Origin of the sequence: Sulfuriflexus mobilis, from assembly GCF_003967195.1 — a bacterium.
GTDB lineage: Bacteria > Pseudomonadota > Gammaproteobacteria > AKS1 > AKS1 > Sulfuriflexus > Sulfuriflexus mobilis.
Map to the genome: position 1 here is coordinate 2,382,757 of NZ_AP018725.1, position 15,929 is coordinate 2,398,685.

The window sequence follows — 15,929 nt, forward strand, 5'->3', positions numbered from 1 at the left end:
ACAGCGGCCATTTGACCAACTGTTTTTGTAGGGTTTATTCCCCGGCCAGACAGGTGTCCAGCGCTGCCTGGTCAAGCCGTTGGCTATCGACCTTGAGATAAACAGCGCGTTCTTCAGGCACGACCACAGCCTCCCTGACCCCGCCAATGGCGCGCAAGTCCCCGGCAAGCACCTCGGCTGAACGCCGTTCGTCCTCGGCGAGATGTCGCACCAGATTGGAGAGGTAACGCGGTGCCTGCATGCTCACCGCCAGCAACCACCACAGGCCGACCATGGCCGCACAGAAGATAAACACCCCACTGACCCCAAACTCGCCGTAGGCCCAGCCGCCGACCCCACCGCCGAGGAAGGCGCCAAAAAACTGCGAACTGGAGTAGATGCCCATCGCCGTGCCCTTCTTCTCGGCCGGCGCCGTCTTACTGACCAGTGAGGGCAGACTGGCCTCGAGGAAGTTAAAAGCGGTGAAGAACAGCCATAGAATGACTACAAAGGCCGACATATTTGTATACCACTGCGACAGGGCCAGCAGGCTCAGGCCCAGCACACTCACAGCACCGACAAAGATCGGCTTCATGCGTCGTTTGCGCTCGGCGACGATGATAAACGGCACCATGGCCACTGCCGAGAGCAGCAAAATGGGCAGGTACACCCAGCTGTGATGCGCGGCGGCGATGCCCAGTTCGTCGCGCAGTACCAGCGGCAGCACCACAAAGGTGGCGGTGAGGATCGTATGCAGGATCAGGATCCCGGCATCGAGTCGCAACAACTGCTTGTCATGCAGCACGATGCCGGCCTGTCCGGGCAATAATTCCGCATCACGGTGCATGGAACACTGTTCTGGCTGGGGCACGCGTAACCAGAGCACTGCAATGCCGCCCAGGGCCAGCACGGCAGTCAGCCAAAAAATGCCCTTTACGCCAATCATTTCATTCAGCAGTGGCCCGGCCACCAGCGCCAGGGCAAAGGCCGAGCCAATGCTCATGCCGATCACGGCCATGGCCTTGGTACGCTGTTCCTCACGGGTCAGGTCGGCGGTCAGGGCCATCACCGCGGCGGCCACGGCCCCGCAACCCTGCAGGGCGCGGCCCATAATGATGCCGGTCAGCGTGTCTGACATGGCCGCCACCACACTACCCGCGGCGAACAATAACAGGCCGATAGTGATTACTCGCTTACGGCCAAAGTGATCGGAGGCCATACCAAAGGGGATCTGCAACAGGGCCTGGGTCAGGCCATAGGCACCAATGGCCAGGCCTATCAGGAGCGGTGTGGCATCCGGCAGGTCCTGGGCATGAAGGGCAAAAACGGGCAGGATCATAAACAGACCCAACATACGGGTCGCCATGATCGAGGCCAACGACAATGCCGCGCGTCGCTCGGTGGGGCTCATACCTGTAGATCGCTGCATGGGTTATTCTACTTTGTGCCTTGGCTAAAAATCAGCGTATATTAGCAGGTTGATTTAGCGCTGGAAATTTAATGGATACGATACACATTCGCGGTGCCCGCACCCACAACCTGAAAAACATCGATATTGACCTGCCCCGTGACAAACTTATTGTCATTACCGGCCTATCCGGTTCAGGCAAGTCCTCACTCGCCTTTGACACCATATATGCTGAGGGCCAGCGCCGCTACGTCGAATCGCTGTCGGCCTATGCCCGCCAGTTCCTGTCGATCATGGAAAAACCCGATGTCGACCACATCGAGGGGCTGTCGCCGGCGATCTCGATCGAGCAGAAATCGACCTCGCACAATCCGCGCTCGACGGTCGGTACGGTCACCGAGATCTACGACTACCTGCGTCTGTTGTTCGCCCGTGTCGGTGAGCCCCGTTGCCCCGAGCATGACATCGGCCTTGATGCGCAAACCATCAGCCAGATGGTCGACCACACCCTGGCGCTCGAGGAAGGTACCAAGCTCATGCTACTCGCCCCCGTGGTGTCGAACCGCAAGGGTGAACACGTGCAGTTACTGCAGGAGATGCACAGCCAGGGTTTTATCCGCGCCCGCATTGATGGCGAGGTTTGTGAACTCGACAAACCACCGGCACTCGACCTGCGCCGCAAACACACCATCGAGATCGTTGTCGACCGCTTCAAGGTCCGTGATGACCTGCAACAACGCCTCGCCGAATCCTTCGAGACCGCCATTCACCTGACCGACGGCCTCGCCCGCATCGCCTGGATGGAGGGCGGCCACGACGACATCGACTTCTCGGCCAAGTTTGCCTGCCCGGAGTGCGGCTACAGTATCAGTGAGCTCGAACCTCGCATCTTCTCCTTCAACAACCCGGCCGGTGCCTGCCCGGAGTGTGACGGCATCGGCGTACAGCAGTATTTCGACCCCGAGCGCGTGGTCCTGCACCCCGAGTTGAGCCTGGCCGGGGGTGCCGTGCGCGGCTGGGACCGCCGCAATGCCTATTACTTCCAGTTATTACAGGGCCTGTCAGCGCACTATGGCTTCGATATCGAGCAGCCCTTTAACAAACTACCCGAGACGGTCCAGAATGTGATCCTGCAAGGCAGTGGCGAAGAGGAAATCAGCTTTACCTATTTCAACGACAAGGGCCGGGGCACAAAACGCGAACACAGTTTCGAGGGCATCATCCCGAACATGAAACGCCGCTACCGCGAGACCGAATCCAATGTCGTCCGCGAGGAACTGGCGAAATACATCAGCCACCAATCCTGCAGCAGTTGCCATGGCACCCGCCTGACCACGGCGGCACGGCATGTGTTTATCGACAATAACACCCTGCCCGAGATCACCGCCCTGCCGGTGGGCCGGGCGCGGGACTTCTTCTCGACGCTGCAACTGCCGGGGCGACGCGGCGAGATCGCGGGCAAGATCCTCAAGGAGATCAACGAGCGCCTGACCTTTCTCGTCAACGTCGGCCTCGATTACCTGAGCCTGCAACGCAGTGCCGAGACCCTCTCCGGCGGCGAGATGCAACGTATCCGTCTCGCCAGCCAGATTGGTGCCGGCCTGGTCGGGGTCATGTACGTGCTCGATGAGCCCTCCATCGGTCTGCACCAGCGCGACAACCAGCGTTTATTAGATACCCTGTTCTACCTGCGTGACCTCGGCAACACCGTCATCGTCGTTGAGCACGACGAGGATGCCATTCGTTGTGCCGATCACGTCGTCGATATCGGTCCCGGTGCCGGCGTGCACGGTGGCCGGATTGTTGCCGAGGGCCGGGTGGAGGCGATCATGGCCAACCCCGATTCACTGACCGGTCAATTCCTCTCCGGTGTCGAGTCGATTGTCATACCGGCACAGCGCACACCGGTCGATACGACGCGCCTGATCGGCATCCGCGGGGCCACGGGCAATAACCTCAAGGATGTCGATGTCGATATCCCGGTGGGTCTGATGACCTGTGTCACCGGTGTCTCCGGCTCGGGCAAGTCGACACTGGTCAACGACACCCTCTATCGCGCCGCCCACCTGGCGATTAACCGCAGCGGTGATGACCCGGCCCCGCACGGCACCATCGAGGGGCTGGAGCATTTTGACAAGGTCGTCAATATTGACCAAAGCCCGATCGGCCGCACCCCACGTTCCAACCCGGCCACCTACACCGGCCTGTTCACGCCGATCCGTGAGCTGTTTGCGCAGACCCCCGAGGCCCGCTCACGCGGTTACACGCCGGGGCGCTTCAGTTTTAACGTCAAGGGTGGGCGCTGCGAGGCCTGCCAGGGTGATGGCGTGATCAAGGTCGAGATGCACTTCCTGCCGGATATTTATGTACCCTGCGATGTCTGCAAGAGCCAGCGCTACAACCGCGAGACGCTCGATATCCGCTACAAGGGCAAAAATATCCACGAGGTCCTCGACATGACCGTCGAGGCGGCGCTGACCTTTTTCAGTAACGTGCCGGTCGTGGCCCGCAAGCTGCAAACCCTGCTCGATGTCGGCCTGACCTATATCCGCCTCGGCCAGAATGCCACCACGCTCTCCGGCGGTGAGGCGCAGCGAGTGAAGTTGTCACGCGAGCTTTCCAAGCGCGATACCGGTCGCACCCTGTATATCCTCGATGAGCCGACCACCGGCCTGCACTTTCACGATATCCGTCAGTTGCTCGCCGTGCTGCATCGTCTTCGCGACCACGGCAACACCGTGGTCATCATCGAGCACAATCTGGACGTCATCAAAACGGCCGACTGGCTGCTCGACCTGGGACCTGAAGGGGGCGATAAGGGAGGTGAGATCCTGATCACGGGTACACCGGAAACCGTTGCCGCACACCAACCTTCATATACCGGACAATATTTAAGTCCATTACTCAAAAAACCTTAAAGTCTGCTAGGCTATTACCGATAAGAACTATTGTGGGTAGTAGCCAGACGTATAGCCATTCAGGCAACAGCTATCTGGCTTAGTATTTTGGCAGTTAAGAGGGGAAGCTGTTTTGCGCATCGCATTACTCGAAGATGATGAACATATCGCCAAGCTCATCAGTCTATGGATAGAAGAGGAAGGTCACCACTGCACGATTTTTGCCAATGGGCGACAAATGTTGAATGCCCTCAAGGCAGATTCTTATGACTTGCTCCTGCTCGACTGGATGGTCCCGGAAATCGATGGTGAGGGGGTACTGGTCTGGGTACGCGAGAACCTCAACTGGCGTATCCCCATAGTCTTTTTAACCATGCGTGACAACGAGGAGGACATCGTCAAGATCCTTGACCTCGGTGCCGACGATTACATCACCAAACCGGTTCGCCAGAAGGAGATGATGGCCCGCATCACGGCCCTGGCCCGTCGTGCCAACGTGCTCGACACGGAAAAGAGCCCGGGCAATGAACTCGACTACGGCCCGTATACCATCAACCTGAAAAACAATACCGTGACCCGCAATGGCAACTCTATCAAGCTGACCCAGAAGGAATTTGAGCTGGTGCTGTTCCTGTTCCGCAACCTCGGGCGTATCGTCTCACGCGGCCATATGCTGGAGAGTGTCTGGGGGCATAGCCAGGACATCAACACCCGCACGGCCGACACTCACATCAGCCGCATCCGCAACAAACTTGGGCTGGTACCCGAGAATGGCTGGCGCATCAGTGCCATCTATCACCACGGCTATCGCCTCGAACAGGTCGAGGGCGACGAGGCCGTACACTAACGGCTGGTCGTCAGCTCCTTAATCACTTTGCGTATCGCCAGCCGCTGGGATGGCGGCAGCCGCACCCACTCCGAGGCCACCTCAAAGGCCTCCTGGCTGAGGGCATCGGCATGACGCTGCACCGCCGTCTCCGCCTCATCCAGACCAGCCTCAAACTCGATGCGCTTCTCACCTTGACCGGAAAACAACCAGTTCGAACGCACCTGTAATGCCGTGGCCAACTTGACCATCTTCGAGGTCGGCGGGAACTCCTCACCCTCGAGCCATTTCTTGGCCACGCGGTGGCTGATGCCCAACATCCTCACCAGGGTCGACTGACGCCCCATGCCCTTCTGGGGTACCCCCGCATCATCAAGGGCCTCATTCAGGCGTGCCGAAAATTTCTGCTTTTCATTGTTCATCCTGTGTCCACCGGCCTGCATGCCCTAACCTTTTCGTTTAAACACAATGATCACAATTTAACCGGATATTCACTACCATTGGCAAGGCCCAGTGGCGAGGTTTTAGAGGATGTCTACCGTGCCGCCCGGGATAATCCCCGGCAGACGGTCGGCACGGCCGCAATTGACCGCGATCTCGACCAGGCCATTGGCATTCTCGTACCAGAAGGCCTGCCCGACCCCGACATCGGCGAAGGTGCGCGCACGACTGAGCACCTGCGCACCAACCTGGATACGTGAGGAGGTCTCGACGCAGGAGACCCTCAGCCCCGTGATCGCGTTGCCAAAATGGTCGATATAGAGGATCTGGGCAAGGTCATCGGGCCAGAGCCCCACGGGGCGCGGCTCATCGATAGATTCGCCCTCTGGCGCCTCACCAAGGGCCAGACGCGCGGCGACGGGGGCAAACAGGTCACGACCATGGAAACTGGCTGAAAGACGCTCAGGGCGCCAGTCAATGCGCCAGAAACGCGCCTGACTGGCGCGCCGGGCGAGGATATGCAACACACCGTTACCGGGACCGACGAACCAACGGCCATCCAGGCGGGCGATGACAGGCAGGCGCTGTTCGCTGCCGACGCCCGGGTCAACCACCACCACAAAAACACTATCGAGGGGGAATTCATTGACAAAGGCCGGCAGCAGATAGGCCGCGGCGCGGATATCCCAACTCGGCAGGTCATCGAACAGACTGATGACCGGCACCCCCGACGCCTGCTGCTGCAAGACCGCCTGCATCTGCCCCGTATAGGGGCAGCGACCAAAATCCGTGCAGAGAATAATCATAAACACAGCATACCCGGAATAGTGGGCATAAAAAAAGCCGGGCACAGGCCCGGCTTTTTATGCAGCAAGGGGGGTGTGATTAGGCCTCGGCGGTCTCAACCACCTCGGCATCCTCACCACCCGCCGGGCGATCCACCAGCTCGACATAGGCCATCTGGGCCTTGTCACCGGCACGCAAGCCACACTTGAGAATGCGCAGGTAGCCACCCGGACGCTCGTTATAGCGTGGACCCAGTTCATTGAACAGCTTGGTAACCAGAGCTCGGTCACGCAGGCGATCAAAGGCCAGACGACGGTTGGCAACAGTGTCTGTCTTCGCCAGGGTGATCAAGGGCTCAGCAACACGACGCAGCTCTTTGGCCTTGGGTAGTGTTGTCTTGATCAGTTCATGTTCGAACAGTGACGCAGACATGTTGCGAAACATGGCCTTACGGTGGCTGCTGTTACGGTTTAGTTGTCGACCTGATTTACGATGACGCACGTTTATTACCTCAAAACTGGAACGGGTGTCGGCCCTTAGGCAGACTGCTTTTCTTTGTCCTGCAGGCTGGCGGGTGGCCAGTTCTCCAGACGCATGCCAAGCGACAGACTACGCTGTGCCAGCACTTCCTTAATCTCAGTCAGCGACTTCTTGCCCAGGTTAGGAGTCTTGAGCAACTCAACCTCGGTGCGCTGAATCAGATCACCAATATAGTAAATACTCTCTGCCTTCAGACAGTTAGCTGAACGAACGGTCAGTTCAAGATCATCAACCGGACGCAGCAGGATAGGATCAATTTCATCTTCCTTGGCCTCCGGTTCTGCCTCTTCCTTACCCTTCAGGTCAACGAAAGTAGACAGCTGTTCCTGCATAATGCTCGCGGCACGACGGATAGCCTCTTCCGGATCAATCGTACCATCGGTCTCGATGTCGATGATCAGCTTGTCCAGGTCGGTGCGCTGCTCAACACGGGCACTGTCAACGGTGTAGTTAACACGGTGAACCGGACTGAATGAGGCATCCAGAAGCAGGCGGCCGATAGGACGCTCTTCTTCTTCGAATGTCGCACGCTGTGCAGCCGGCTGGTAGCCGCGACCACGCTCAACCTTCATGGTCATGTTCAGGTCACCGGCCTTGGTCAGGTTGGCAATAACCAGATCAGGGTTAGTGATCTCGACGTCATGCGACAACTCGATATCCGCCGCGGTGACGATACCCGGGCCCTTCTTGCTCAGGCTCAAGGTGACTTCATCACGACCACCCAGCACAATAGCGAGGTTTTTCAGGTTAAGCAGGATATCGATAACATCTTCCTGCACACCTTCGATCGAGGTGTATTCATGTAATACACCATCAATTTCAACTTCTGTTACCGCGCAGCCTGGCATCGAAGACAGCAGAATACGACGCAGTGCGTTACCCAGTGTATGACCAAAGCCACGTTCCAGCGGCTCAAGGACAACCTTGGCATGACGCTCGTTTTTAACCTGTACGTCTACAACGCGTGGTTTCAGGAATTCCGAAACTGAACCTTGCATATAAAAGGTCCTCTCTCCAATGTAGCTAAATGAGTTAAGCCAAAATACCCGAATTACTTCGAGTAAAGTTCGACCACAAGGTGTTCATTAATTTCTGCCGACAGGTCGCTGCGCTCAGGTGCACTCTTGAAGACACCACTGAGCTTGCTCAGGTCAACATCCAGCCAGTCCGGGATAGTACGCTGTTCAGAGAACTTGGCAGCATGCTTGGTGCGCAGTTGCTCCTTACCCTTATCAGAAACAGCAACCTTGTCACTGGCCTTTAACTGGTATGACGGAATAGTCACGCGTGTATCATTCACAGTAATGGCACCGTGACGAATCAGCTGACGTGCCTCGTTACGGGAGATACCAAAGCCCATGCGATACACTACATTGTCCAGACGCGACTCGAGCAGCTGTAACAAGTTGTCGCCGGTTGAACCCTTGCGACGGTCAGCTTCCTTGTAGTACATACGGAACTGCTTTTCGAGAATGCCATACATGCGACGCAGCTTCTGTTTTTCACGCAGCTGCGTAGCATAATCCGACAGACGTGTACGACGCTGACCATGCTGCCCCGGAGGGAAAGGACGGGTTTCAATTGCGCACTTGCTGGTGAAGCACTTCTCGCCCTTGAGGAACAATTTCTCGCCCTCACGACGGCACAAGCGACATTTAGGACCAATATATCTAGCCAAGGTACTATCTCCTGCCTTAAACGCGGCGTTTTTTCGGTGGACGACAACCGTTATGCGGGATCGGCGTCACATCAGTAATGTTGGTAATCTTGAAGCCTTGTCCGTTAAAGGCGCGGACAGCGGACTCACGACCAGGACCCGGACCCTTGACGTTGACTTCCATATTCTTCATGCCCATGTCTTGCACCATCTTGCCTACACGTTCGGCAGCAACCTGTGCAGCAAACGGGGTGCTCTTACGTGAGCCGCGGAAACCGGAACCGCCGGCGGTCGCCCAGGCCAGGGCGTTACCCTGACGATCGGTAACCGTGATAATAGTGTTGTTGAAGGACGCATGAATGTGCGCAATCCCGTCAACGACGTTCTTCTTAATCTTCTTGCGAGGGGCCTTGGAAGCTGGCTTTGCCATAACTGTAACCTGTTATCCTAAAAAATCTTATCGACGGATCGGCTTACGCGGACCCTTACGTGTACGGGCGTTGGTCTTGGTACGCTGGCCACGCAGTGGCAGACCACGACGATGACGCAAACCACGGTAGCAACCCAGATCCATCAGTCGCTTGATGTTCATTGACACTTCGCGGCGCAAATCACCTTCCACGGCGGTCTTGCTCACTTCAGTACGCAGGGCTTCTACCTGGTCTTCGGTCAGGTCTCTGACCTTGATCTCAGGCGCTACACCGGCAGTGCTGCAGATATTACGTGCACGGGTGTTACCAATGCCGTAAATCGAAGTCAGCGCTATGACCGTGTGCTTCTGCGCTGGAATGTTAATTCCTGCTATTCGGGCCATTCTCAATACTCTCCAACAATCAATCGCTTAAACGGGCGATACAACCGGCCACAATGGCTGGCTGAAAAGCCCGCAAGTATACTGTTTTTACTTCCGAAACACCAACCCCGTCAAGGCTAACCCTGACGTTGTTTATGGCGAGCGTTCTTACAAATAACTCGCACAACACCCTTACGCCTAATAACACGGCAATTACGGCACAACTTTTTAACGGAGGCACGCACTTTCATCGTCTTGCTCCAGCAATCTACTATTAAATCAAAAACTTACCACGCAAACCGGAGTTTAGCGCAACCCGCCACCCTTAAGGTTGGCCTTTTTCAGTAACCCCTCATACTGGTGTGACATGAGGTGAGACTGCATTTGTGCCATGAAATCCATCACGACAACCACAATAATCAGCAGTGATGTACCACCAAAATAAAATGGCACCTGCCAGGTCAAAATCAAAAATTCGGGCAACAGACAGACGCCGGTAATGTAAATCGCACCCACCATCGTCAGTCGCGATAGCACACCATCAATATACTTGGCTGTCTGCTCACCCGGACGTATACCCGGAATAAACGCCCCGGACTTCTTCAGGTTGTCCGCCGTGTCCTTGGAATTGAACACCAGCGCCGTGTAGAAGAAGCAGAAAAATATAATCGCTGCCGCGTAAAAGGCGACATACAGCGGCTGGCCCGGGCCAAGCTTGGCTGCAATATCCGCCAGCCATTCCATACCCTCTGACTGACTGAACCAGCTACCCAGGGTAGCCGGGAACAAAATAATACTCGAGGCAAAAATCGGTGGGATCACACCGGCCATGTTCAGTTTCAGTGGCAGGTGTGAGGTCGTGCCACCGTACATCTTTCGGCCCTGCTGGCGCTTCGCATAATTCACCGTGATGCGACGTTGGCCCCGTTCAACAAACACCACAAAGGCGATCACGGCGATAGCGAGGACAAACAGGAACAGGGTCAGGGCAGAGGGCAGCTGCCCGGTACGCGCTAATTCCAGTGTGCCGCCAATCGCAGCGGGTAGACCGGCCGCAATGCCGGCAAAAATAATCATCGAGATACCGTTGCCGATACCCCGTTCCGTCACCTGCTCACCCAGCCACATCAGGAACATGGTACCTGTCACCAGGGTCACAGCCGCGGTGAAGATAAAACCTGTTCCCGGGACAGGTACGACTGCACCACCGGCAATCGTCTGGTTTTGCAGGGCAACGGCAATACCAATGGCCTGAAAAGTCGCCAATACTACGGTACCGCGACGCGTGTACTGGGTAATCTTGCGCCGACCCGCTTCACCTTCTTTCTTCAACTGTTCCAGCTTTGGCAATACCACCGTCAGCAGCTGCATAATAATCGATGCCGAAATATATGGCATGATACCGAGCGCAAACAGCGACATACGTTCCAGTGCACCACCGGAAAACATGTTAAACATGCCGAGGATGCTGTCGCGTTGCTGGTCAAATAGCGCGGCCATTGCAGTGGGGTCTACCCCGGGCACGGGGATAAATGTCCCGATGCGGAAGATCAGCAATGCGCCGAGCAGAAAAAACAGACGTTGTCTGACCTCGGTGAGGCGCCCGGCGCCACCGAGACCTGCGGCCATTGTTGAACCAGAAGCTGACATTTATTCTTCGATCTTTCCGCCAGCGGCTTCGATGGCTTCACGGGCACCCTTGGTGCACTTGATACCCCGAACCGTTACTGCAGTAGCGATTTCGCCAGAGAAGATAATCTTTACCCGTTTGGTGTTGTTGCCAATGACATTGGCCTTTTTCAGGTTATCCATGTCAACAATGCCACCTTCGCACTTGGCCAGCTCGTGCAGACGAATTTCACCCGTTGTCATGCCTACACGTGAGATAAAACCACGCTTGGGCAGGCGACGCTGAATTGGCATCTGTCCACCTTCGAACCCGACCTTATGGAAACCACCCGAGCGGGAGTGCTGGCCTTTATGACCACGACCACAGGTCTTGCCCAGACCTGAGCCGATACCACGGCCAACGCGCTTGGGGTCTTTCTTGCTGCCTGCGGCAGGCTTTAATGTATTCAGGCGCATCTTTATGCTTCCTCTACCTTGAGCATGTATGCAACTTTGTTGATCATGCCACGATTCTCAGGCGTATCAATAACTTCTACAGTGTGGTGCATGCGACGCAGACCTAGACCAGCAACACAAGCCTTGTGCTTGGCAAGTCGCTTACAGGTGCTACGCACCAGTGTTACCTTGAGCATTTTATTGGCCATAACTTACCCCAGGATCTCATCAACTGTCTTGCCGCGCTTAGCAGCCATCTGAGCAGGTGAAACCATGCTCTTTAGACCGTTCATGGTTGCGCGAACAACATTAATCGGGTTGTTGGTACCAATGCACTTGGCCAGCACGTTGTGCACACCGACCACTTCAAATACTGCGCGCATTGCGCCACCGGCGATAATACCGGTACCGGCAGAAGCTGGCTGCATATGCACCTTGGCCGCCCCATGCTTGCCGAGGATGGTGTGTTGCAGAGTACCACCGTCTTTCAGGTCAACAGTTATCATGTTGCGACGGGCCGCTTCCATGGCCTTGGAAATAGCCGCAGGAACTTCACGCGCCTTGCCGTAACCAAAACCAATCTTGCCATTACCGTCACCGACCACAGTCAGTGCGGTAAAGCTAAAGATGCGACCACCCTTAACTACCTTGGCTACACGATTAACGTTAACCAGTTTTTCGATGTAGTCGTCTTGCTTCTGTGCATTATCAAACTTAGCCATGACTTAACCCTGTTAAAACTGCAGACCATTTTCACGGGCTGCATCAGCCAGTGCTTTGATTCGACCGTGGTATTTGAACCCGGAACGGTCAAATGCCACTTCTGTGATGCCGGCCTTTTTGGCACGTTCAGCTATCACCTTACCCACTTCAGCAGCAGCAGCAACATTACCACTACCCTTGAGCGCCTTTTTAACTTCGGCATCAAGTGTTGAGGCACTGGCCAGCACTTCGCTGCCGTTAGGCGCGATTAACTGTACGTACATGTGACGCGGTGTGCGATGCACGCTCAGGCGATGTGCGCCCAATTCGCGAATTTTGCTGCGCGCACGCAGTGCACGACGTATACGAGAAGCTCTTTTATCCATTGTCGCCACCTTACTTCTTCTTCGCTTCCTTACGGACGATATGTTCACCCGCAAAGCGAATACCTTTACCCTTGTACGGCTCCGGCGGACGCCATGCACGGATTTCCGCACACACCTGACCGACGAGCTGCTTGTCGACACCCCTGACAAGTATTTCTGTCTGCGAGGGTGTTTCAATTGTGATCCCTTGCGGAATCGCATAGTTAACCGGGTGCGAAAGACCAAGCGTCAAGTCCAGGATCTGACCCTTGGCCTGGGCACGATAACCCACACCAACCAGTTCCATCTTGCGCTCGAAGCCCTGGCTGACACCAGTAACCATGTTATTAACCAGTGCACGGGTTGTACCCGCAAGCGCATTCGCCTGCTTGTCTTTACTGCGTGCCGCAAAGGTCAGCACATTATCCGCCTGCGTGACTTCTACAGACTGATGAATGTCATGGGCCAATACGCCCTTGCCGCCTTTTACATTAATCTGCTGACCGTTCAGGGTGACTTCTACACCACTAGGCAGTTCAACAGGTTGGTTCGCTATTCTGGACATTTGACTGACCTAACTTATGCTACGTAACAAAGAATCTCGCCACCGCAACCTTCCTTGCGTGCAGCGCGATCTGTCATCACACCCTTTGAGGTGGAGACAATGGCAATACCCATACCATTAACAACTTTTGGTATCTCATCGGAGGCCTTATAAGTGCGCAGCCCTGGACGGCTAACGCGCTTGAGCATCTCGATCACAGGCTTTCCTTCATAGTACTTAAGGGTAATGCTCAGCTCAGGCTTGGCACCGTTTTCGGTGACAGCGTAACCTGAGATGAAACCCTCATCTTTCAGTACCTTGGCAATAGCAACCTTCTGTTTAGAGGAAGGCATGCTTACATCAACCTTTTTTGCCATCTGACCGTTACGAACACGGGTCAGCATATCGGCGATTGGGTCGTTCATACTCATGGGCTTATTCCTAAATCCTGATTACCAGCTGGCCTTGACCAGACCTGGAACATCACCACGCATGGCAGCTTCACGAAGCTTGTTACGTGACAAACCAAACTTACGATAATAACCGTGTGGACGACCGGTCAGATTACAGCGGTTGCGCTTGCGCACTACACTGGAATCACGTGGCAGAGAGTGAAACTGCTTGTAAGCCAGCTCATACTCTTCATCACTCAGGCTCGGGTCCTTGAGTTTGGCCTTAAGCTCAGCACGCTTAACAGCATACTTGCTAACAAGCTTTGCACGCTTGAGCTCACGGTTAATCATCGATTTCTTTGCCATGCCAGTCTTTCCTCAGTTCTTGAACGGGAAGTTGAACGCCTTCAGTAGCGCACGACCTTCCTCATCACTCTTTGCAGTGGTAGTAATAGTAATATCCATACCACGCAGCGCATCAATCTTGTCGTAATCGATTTCTGCAAACATAATCTGTTCTTTGACACCCATACTGTAATTACCACGCCCATCGAAGGATTTACCGTTCAAACCACGGAAATCTCGAATACGCGGAATCGCAACACTAATCAGGCGATCCATAAACTCATACATGCGTTTACTACGCAGGGTCACCTTGCAGCCAATTGGATACCCTTCACGGATCTTAAAGCCGGCAACTGACTTACGAGCCACTGTCACTACAGGCTTCTGACCGGATATCTGGGTCATGTCACTAACAGCATGCTCCATAACCTTCTTGTCATCTATAGCTTCGCCGACACCCATGTTGAGTGTGATTTTTTCGATACGAGGCACTTCCATCACGCTCTTGTAGCTGAATTCATCCATCAGCTGCTTGACGATAGTGTCACGATACTTTTCTTGCAGTCTTGCCATGCTCTGCACCCGATTTACGCGTCAACAACTTCGTTGTTGGATTTGAAATAACGTACCTTGCGACCGTCGTCCAGGACTTTAAAGCCAATACGATCGGCTTTACCGGTTGCAGGGTTGTACAGGCCAACATTCGAAGCATGCAAAGGCATTTCTTTCTCAATGATGCCACCAGCAATACCCGCTTGCGGGTTTGCCTTAGTGTGACGCTTGGCCATATTAATGTTCTCAACCAGAACACGGTTGTCTTCCATAACGCGAATCACGTTACCGCGACGACCCTTGTCCTTGCCGGTCAGAACGATGACTTCATCACCTTTTTTGATTCTATTCATAATTGAATCCCCAGGCTTAAAGCACTTCTGGCGCAAGAGAAATAATTTTCATAAATTTCTCTGTACGCAATTCACGAGTTACCGGGCCAAAGATACGAGTACCAATTGGCTGGAGGTTAGCATTCAGCAGCACTGCTGCGTTACCGTCAAAACGGATCAAAGAACCGTCTGGACGACGAACACCTTTTCTTGTACGAACAACAACGGCATTGTAGACGTCGCCCTTCTTAACCTTGCCACGAGGAATCGCTTCCTTGATGGTGACCTTAATAATGTCACCGACACGGGCGTAGCGACGATGTGAGCCGCCGAGCACCTTGATGCACATGAGACGACGTGCGCCACTGTTGTCAGCCACATCAAGCATTGTTTGCATCTGAATCATGGTCTTACTACCTTTTCGCCTTTACGCCTGATTCGCTTGTTCAACAACCTTAACCAGGGTCCATGACTTGCTCTTGGACAATGGACGGCATTGAGCGATTGTAACGATGTCACCCTGACGGCATTCGTTGTTCTCATCATGCGCATGCATTTTTGTAGAACGACGAATGTACTTTTTGTAAAGAGGATGCGGCACCTTGCGCTCTACGAGCACAGTAATACTCTTATCCATCTTGTCGCTTACCACACGGCCTGTAACCGTGCGTTGCAAGTCTTCCTGCTTTTCACTCATTACGCGGCACCTGCTTTCTGGTTCAACACGGTCTTGACGCGCGCTATGTTGCGACGCACTTCTTTAAGCAGATGTGGCTTGGCCAGCTGACCGGTACCCTTCTGCATGCGCAGGTTGAACTGCTCACGTGCCAGCTCAAGCAGATCTTTGTTCAGATCTTCTACGCTCTTATCTTTCAATTCACTTGCCTTCATCACATCACCGTCCGCGTCACAAAGGTGGTCTTAAGTGGAAGTTTGGCTGCCGCAAGACGAAACGCCTCACGCGCAATCGACTCATCGACACCTTCCATTTCGTAAAGCATGCGGCCTGGCTGAATCTGTGCTACCCAGTATTCAACATTACCCTTACCTTTACCCATACGTACTTCAAGTGGCTTCTTCGAAATTGGCTTGTCCGGGAACACACGGATCCAGATCTTACCACCACGCTTGACGTAACGTGTCATTGCACGACGAGCCGCTTCAATCTGGCGCGCGGTAATGCGCCCACGATCAACAGCACGCAGGCCAAACTCGCCGAAGCTGACCTTGTTACCACTTTGTGCAAGACCGCGGTTGCGGCCCTTCATCTGTTTGCGGAATTTTGTTCGTTTTGGCTGCAGCATCT

Annotated in this window: 25 protein-coding genes; 2 read left to right on the forward strand and 23 right to left on the reverse strand. The window is 54.7% G+C overall.

Annotation, left to right across the window (positions count from 1 at the left end; all coding sequences use genetic code 11):
* Positions 1-34: 34 nt before the first annotated feature.
* A complete protein-coding gene (locus EL386_RS11680) occupies positions 35-1,408 on the reverse strand; it encodes an MFS transporter (RefSeq protein ID WP_126456409.1) in 1,374 nt (457 codons plus the stop codon).
* 71 nt (positions 1,409-1,479) lie between these two features.
* On the opposite strand from EL386_RS11680, the gene uvrA reads away from it, so the two are divergent.
* Both uvrA and EL386_RS11690 read left to right on the forward strand, forming a co-directional pair.
* Positions 1,480-4,305 carry an excinuclease ABC subunit UvrA gene (gene uvrA / locus EL386_RS11685; RefSeq protein ID WP_126456411.1) on the forward strand — a complete coding sequence of 942 codons (2,826 nt, stop codon included), beginning with the start codon at positions 1,480-1,482 and terminating at the stop codon, positions 4,303-4,305.
* A 112-nt stretch (positions 4,306-4,417) separates the two neighbouring features.
* Positions 4,418-5,131, forward strand: coding sequence for a response regulator transcription factor (locus EL386_RS11690; protein WP_126456413.1), 714 nt, complete (start codon positions 4,418-4,420; stop codon positions 5,129-5,131).
* Here EL386_RS11690 and EL386_RS11695 read toward each other — a convergent pair.
* The 22 genes from EL386_RS11695 to rplP all read right to left on the reverse strand — a co-directional run bounded on the left by EL386_RS11695 (position 5,128) and on the right by rplP (position 15,927).
* Entirely contained in the window at positions 5,128-5,532 is a 405-nt protein-coding gene (locus tag EL386_RS11695) for a helix-turn-helix domain-containing protein (protein WP_126456415.1), read from the reverse strand. The genes EL386_RS11690 and EL386_RS11695 overlap by 4 nt on opposite strands.
* A 102-nt stretch (positions 5,533-5,634) precedes the next feature.
* Entirely contained in the window at positions 5,635-6,357 is a 723-nt protein-coding gene (locus tag EL386_RS11700; RefSeq protein ID WP_126456417.1) for an SAM hydrolase/SAM-dependent halogenase family protein, read from the reverse strand.
* A 79-nt stretch (positions 6,358-6,436) separates the two neighbouring features.
* Complete coding sequence (gene rplQ, locus EL386_RS11705) at positions 6,437-6,838, reverse strand: 50S ribosomal protein L17 (protein ID WP_126456419.1); 402 nt, start codon at positions 6,836-6,838, stop codon at positions 6,437-6,439.
* 35 nt (positions 6,839-6,873) lie between these two features.
* Positions 6,874-7,875, reverse strand: a complete 1,002-nt coding sequence (locus EL386_RS11710) for a DNA-directed RNA polymerase subunit alpha (RefSeq protein WP_126456421.1) — start codon at positions 7,873-7,875, stop codon at positions 6,874-6,876.
* A 53-nt stretch (positions 7,876-7,928) separates the two neighbouring features.
* Positions 7,929-8,555: a 30S ribosomal protein S4 gene (rpsD, locus tag EL386_RS11715; protein WP_126456424.1), complete on the reverse strand. Its 627-nt coding sequence runs from the start codon at positions 8,553-8,555 to the stop codon at positions 7,929-7,931.
* Positions 8,556-8,571: 16 nt separating this feature from the next.
* Positions 8,572-8,964 (reverse strand): 30S ribosomal protein S11, encoded by a 393-nt coding sequence (gene rpsK, locus EL386_RS11720; protein ID WP_126456426.1) that lies wholly within the window; start codon positions 8,962-8,964, stop codon positions 8,572-8,574.
* A gap of 27 nt (positions 8,965-8,991) precedes the next feature.
* Positions 8,992-9,348, reverse strand: a complete 357-nt coding sequence (gene rpsM, locus EL386_RS11725) for a 30S ribosomal protein S13 (protein WP_126456428.1) — start codon at positions 9,346-9,348, stop codon at positions 8,992-8,994.
* A 116-nt stretch (positions 9,349-9,464) separates the two neighbouring features.
* Positions 9,465-9,578: a 50S ribosomal protein L36 gene (rpmJ, locus tag EL386_RS11730; protein ID WP_126456430.1), complete on the reverse strand. Its 114-nt coding sequence runs from the start codon at positions 9,576-9,578 to the stop codon at positions 9,465-9,467.
* 55 nt (positions 9,579-9,633) lie between these two features.
* Positions 9,634-10,977 carry a preprotein translocase subunit SecY gene (secY, locus tag EL386_RS11735; protein ID WP_126456432.1) on the reverse strand — a complete coding sequence of 448 codons (1,344 nt, stop codon included), beginning with the start codon at positions 10,975-10,977 and terminating at the stop codon, positions 9,634-9,636.
* Complete coding sequence (gene rplO / locus EL386_RS11740) at positions 10,978-11,412, reverse strand: 50S ribosomal protein L15 (protein WP_126456434.1); 435 nt, start codon at positions 11,410-11,412, stop codon at positions 10,978-10,980. It abuts the gene before it with no gap.
* 2 nt (positions 11,413-11,414) lie between these two features.
* Entirely contained in the window at positions 11,415-11,600 is a 186-nt protein-coding gene (gene rpmD / locus EL386_RS11745) for a 50S ribosomal protein L30 (RefSeq protein WP_126456436.1), read from the reverse strand.
* Positions 11,601-11,603: 3 nt separating this feature from the next.
* Positions 11,604-12,113, reverse strand: a complete 510-nt coding sequence (rpsE, locus tag EL386_RS11750) for a 30S ribosomal protein S5 (protein WP_126456437.1) — start codon at positions 12,111-12,113, stop codon at positions 11,604-11,606.
* 12 nt (positions 12,114-12,125) lie between these two features.
* Positions 12,126-12,479 carry a 50S ribosomal protein L18 gene (gene rplR, locus EL386_RS11755; protein ID WP_126456438.1) on the reverse strand — a complete coding sequence of 118 codons (354 nt, stop codon included), beginning with the start codon at positions 12,477-12,479 and terminating at the stop codon, positions 12,126-12,128.
* Between the two features lie 10 nt (positions 12,480-12,489).
* Complete coding sequence (rplF, locus tag EL386_RS11760; RefSeq protein ID WP_126456439.1) at positions 12,490-13,023, reverse strand: 50S ribosomal protein L6; 534 nt, start codon at positions 13,021-13,023, stop codon at positions 12,490-12,492.
* Positions 13,024-13,037: 14 nt separating this feature from the next.
* Entirely contained in the window at positions 13,038-13,433 is a 396-nt protein-coding gene (rpsH, locus tag EL386_RS11765) for a 30S ribosomal protein S8 (protein ID WP_126456440.1), read from the reverse strand.
* Positions 13,434-13,454: 21 nt separating this feature from the next.
* Positions 13,455-13,760 carry a 30S ribosomal protein S14 gene (rpsN, locus tag EL386_RS11770; protein ID WP_126456441.1) on the reverse strand — a complete coding sequence of 102 codons (306 nt, stop codon included), beginning with the start codon at positions 13,758-13,760 and terminating at the stop codon, positions 13,455-13,457.
* A 12-nt stretch (positions 13,761-13,772) separates the two neighbouring features.
* Positions 13,773-14,312, reverse strand: a complete 540-nt coding sequence (gene rplE, locus EL386_RS11775; protein WP_126456442.1) for a 50S ribosomal protein L5 — start codon at positions 14,310-14,312, stop codon at positions 13,773-13,775.
* A gap of 14 nt (positions 14,313-14,326) precedes the next feature.
* Positions 14,327-14,644, reverse strand: a complete 318-nt coding sequence (gene rplX, locus EL386_RS11780) for a 50S ribosomal protein L24 (protein WP_126456443.1) — start codon at positions 14,642-14,644, stop codon at positions 14,327-14,329.
* A gap of 16 nt (positions 14,645-14,660) precedes the next feature.
* Positions 14,661-15,029: a 50S ribosomal protein L14 gene (gene rplN, locus EL386_RS11785; RefSeq protein ID WP_126456444.1), complete on the reverse strand. Its 369-nt coding sequence runs from the start codon at positions 15,027-15,029 to the stop codon at positions 14,661-14,663.
* A gap of 21 nt (positions 15,030-15,050) precedes the next feature.
* A complete protein-coding gene (gene rpsQ, locus EL386_RS11790; RefSeq protein WP_126456445.1) occupies positions 15,051-15,320 on the reverse strand; it encodes a 30S ribosomal protein S17 in 270 nt (89 codons plus the stop codon).
* Entirely contained in the window at positions 15,320-15,514 is a 195-nt protein-coding gene (gene rpmC, locus EL386_RS11795; RefSeq protein WP_126457351.1) for a 50S ribosomal protein L29, read from the reverse strand. Before rpmC ends, rpsQ begins: the two co-directional genes overlap by 1 nt.
* Positions 15,514-15,927: a 50S ribosomal protein L16 gene (rplP, locus tag EL386_RS11800; RefSeq protein ID WP_126456446.1), complete on the reverse strand. Its 414-nt coding sequence runs from the start codon at positions 15,925-15,927 to the stop codon at positions 15,514-15,516. Before rplP ends, rpmC begins: the two co-directional genes overlap by 1 nt.
* Between the last annotated feature and the right edge of the window lie 2 nt (positions 15,928-15,929).